General features: G+C 68.4%; 2 protein-coding genes, 1 tRNA gene and 1 pseudogene (1 of these 4 running past the window's edge). 2 read left to right on the forward strand and 2 right to left on the reverse strand.

The window, feature by feature from the left end:
* On the reverse strand, positions 1–759 hold the 5' portion of the coding sequence (locus tag FrCorBMG51_RS21455; protein ID WP_476742228.1) for a Tex family protein. It extends 1,839 nt beyond the left edge of the window; only the first 759 of its 2,598 coding nucleotides appear in the window; it begins with the start codon at positions 757–759; the stop codon falls past the left edge of the window.
* Positions 760–1,133: 374 nt separating this feature from the next.
* Here FrCorBMG51_RS21455 and FrCorBMG51_RS21460 point away from each other — a divergent pair.
* Positions 1,134–1,217, forward strand: a tRNA-Leu gene (locus FrCorBMG51_RS21460).
* A 21-nt stretch (positions 1,218–1,238) separates the two neighbouring features.
* On the forward strand, positions 1,239–1,430 hold the full coding sequence (locus tag FrCorBMG51_RS32000; RefSeq protein ID WP_047224814.1) for a hypothetical protein: 192 nt from the start codon (positions 1,239–1,241) through the stop codon (positions 1,428–1,430).
* Between the two features lie 276 nt (positions 1,431–1,706).
* On the opposite strand, the pseudogene FrCorBMG51_RS33250 reads toward FrCorBMG51_RS32000, so the two are convergent.
* Positions 1,707–1,835 (reverse strand): annotated as a pseudogene (locus FrCorBMG51_RS33250) (recombinase zinc ribbon domain-containing protein); the annotation flags it as partial.
* Positions 1,836–2,293 lie beyond the last annotated feature (458 nt).

Raw genomic sequence — 2,293 nt, forward strand, 5'->3', positions numbered from 1 at the left:
GGCTGGCCCGCCGGCACCGTCCGCGTCGGCGGGCTCCGGTTCGAGGGTGAGGTCGAGGACCTCCTCCTTCTCGCCGCGGAACAGCGCCAGAATCCGGTGCGAGGGCAGCGAGGTGAAGGGCTCGGCAAAGTCGAAGTAGTCGGCGAACTTGGCGCCGGCGTCCTGCCGGCCCTCCCGTACCCGGGAGACGAGCCGGCCGCGCGTCCACATCCGCTCACGCAGCGTCCCGATCAGGTCCGCGTCCTCGGCGAAACGCTCGACCAGGATGGCCCGCGCACCCTCGAGAGCCGCGGCCGTGTCGGCGACACCCTTGTCCGGGTCGACGAAGGTGGCGGCCGTCGCCTGCGGATCCTGCGACGGGTCGGCCAGCAGCGTCTCGGCGAGCGGCTCCAGACCGGCCTCCCGGGCGATCTGGGCCTTGGTGCGCCGTTTGGGCTTGTAGGGCAGGTAGATGTCCTCCAGGCGGGCCTTGGAGTCGGCGGCCAGGATCTGCGCCTCGAGCGCGTCGTCCAGCTTGCCCTGGGCGCGGATCGACTCCAGGATCGCGGCGCGCCGGTCCTCCAGCTCGCGCAGGTAGCGCAGCCGCTCCTCAAGGGTCCGCAGCTGGGCGTCGTCGAGCATGCCGGTCGCCTCCTTGCGGTAGCGGGCGATGAACGGCACGGTGGCCCCGCCGTCGAGCAGGTCGACGGCCGCGGTCACCTGCCCCTCACGCACGCCGAGCTCCTCGGCGATCCTGCGATGAACCGACGTCGTCACGATCTCGATCCGCCTCCGTGGCCGGGGTCCTGATGAGGTGTCGGGGACCAGCTTGCCCGACCGGCGGGCCCACCGACGCATCAGCCCCGTCTCATCAGCTCCGGGCTGCTACCTGATCGCTCCGGGATGGCTCAGAGCGATCCCGGAGCGATCCAGGCCTTCCCGGACTGGCCCGACCAGCCCGCCCGGTCGGGGTCACGGGCGCGGCCCGATCCGGCCGGACGGGGCCGCATCGCGTTGGCCCCGTCCGCCTGGGACACAGGGCTTCCGAAGATCGAAATCGTGGGGTTTCCGAAGATCCGGAAGGCTCCTCTCGGATGGTGGCGACCCCCACACCGATCCGCCCGCAAGCCGTGTAGAGTCTTGGTTCGTTGCAGGTCCGGGTGGCGGAATGGCAGACGCGCTAGCTTGAGGTGCTAGTGCCCTCTAAGGGCGTGGGGGTTCAAGTCCCCCCTCGGACACTCTCGTTCGTACATGATCGCATGAGGCTTGGCCTCTGCGATCACTCGGTGGGCTCCTGGTTCGTAGGTCAGATGGAGGCCGAGCTGGGTGTAGATCTTCGCTTTGTCAGTCGGGTCGGCCGCGGTGAGGACGGCGACGATGTCGCCCACGGCGGTGACCATGTCATAAATCTCCTGTTCGGTCATGCGTTGGCGGTGGCTGCTGGCGCGTAGGCGGGCCTGGGCGGCGGCGCGTTCGGTGTTGGCTTTGGCGATCCAGCGGGCGACGATGACGGGGTCGGTGCCGGCTTCGAGGGCGAGCCGGTAGCACTCCAGCTTGGTGTCGCAGTCGGCGATCGCGCGCCGTGCCCGGTCGAGCTCGGCGTCGCGGCCGATGTCGGCTTCGTCGTCCTGGGCGGCGGTGAGAGCGGCGATGGTTGCGGGGAGCCGGGGTGGGGTGAAGGCACGGGCCAGCCAGCGGTCAAGGTGGGGGATGATGAGTTCCTCGCGGACGTAGACACTGCGGGGATGCTTGATGTGGTTGGTCAGGGCGTACTGGTCGGGGTAGACGCAGCGGTAGTGGGGTTTGCCGTTGTTCCAGCTGCCCTGCATGCGCCGCTGGCAGATCCCGCAGCGCATCCGGCCGCGCAGCTGGTAGGGGTGGGGGCGATCAGCTCCCAGCGGGCGTCGGACAGCTCACTGGGGTAGGGCTTGCGTGGGCTCATGACGGAGGCTTCTCCCTGGCCGGCGCGGTCCCAAACCAGCCGGACGGGGCACCGGTCGTCCGGCTGGGAGGAAGTTTCCGGGTCATCGTCGAACCAGACGGACACCGGACCGTATACCCACGCTCGACGGACAGCGTGCTCTCGACCCTGGGACGGACGAACACCTCCTTACCGGATAAAGGCTGTAAAAGCCATCGAGGTCAAAGGTATCCTCTCCACACCAGAGTCACGTAAAACCTCCAGTAAGAGGATGTCTCACGTGGTTCTGACGGATCATGTTCCATGATCTGAGGGGTGGACGACCGTCTTGCCCTGCGCTTGGTACCGGATGGGCTCTGGGACCTGGTGGAGCCCTCTGTGTCAGTCTCGGGT

The organism is Protofrankia coriariae (assembly GCF_001017755.1).
GTDB lineage: Bacteria > Actinomycetota > Actinomycetes > Frankiales > Frankiaceae > Protofrankia > Protofrankia coriariae.

What these genes read in the sequence shown, in the direction of transcription:
- FrCorBMG51_RS32000 (WP_047224814.1), top strand. Translation starts at nt 1,239, where the DNA reads ATGAGGCTTGGCCTCTGCGATCACTCGGTGGGCTCCTGGTTCGTAGGT.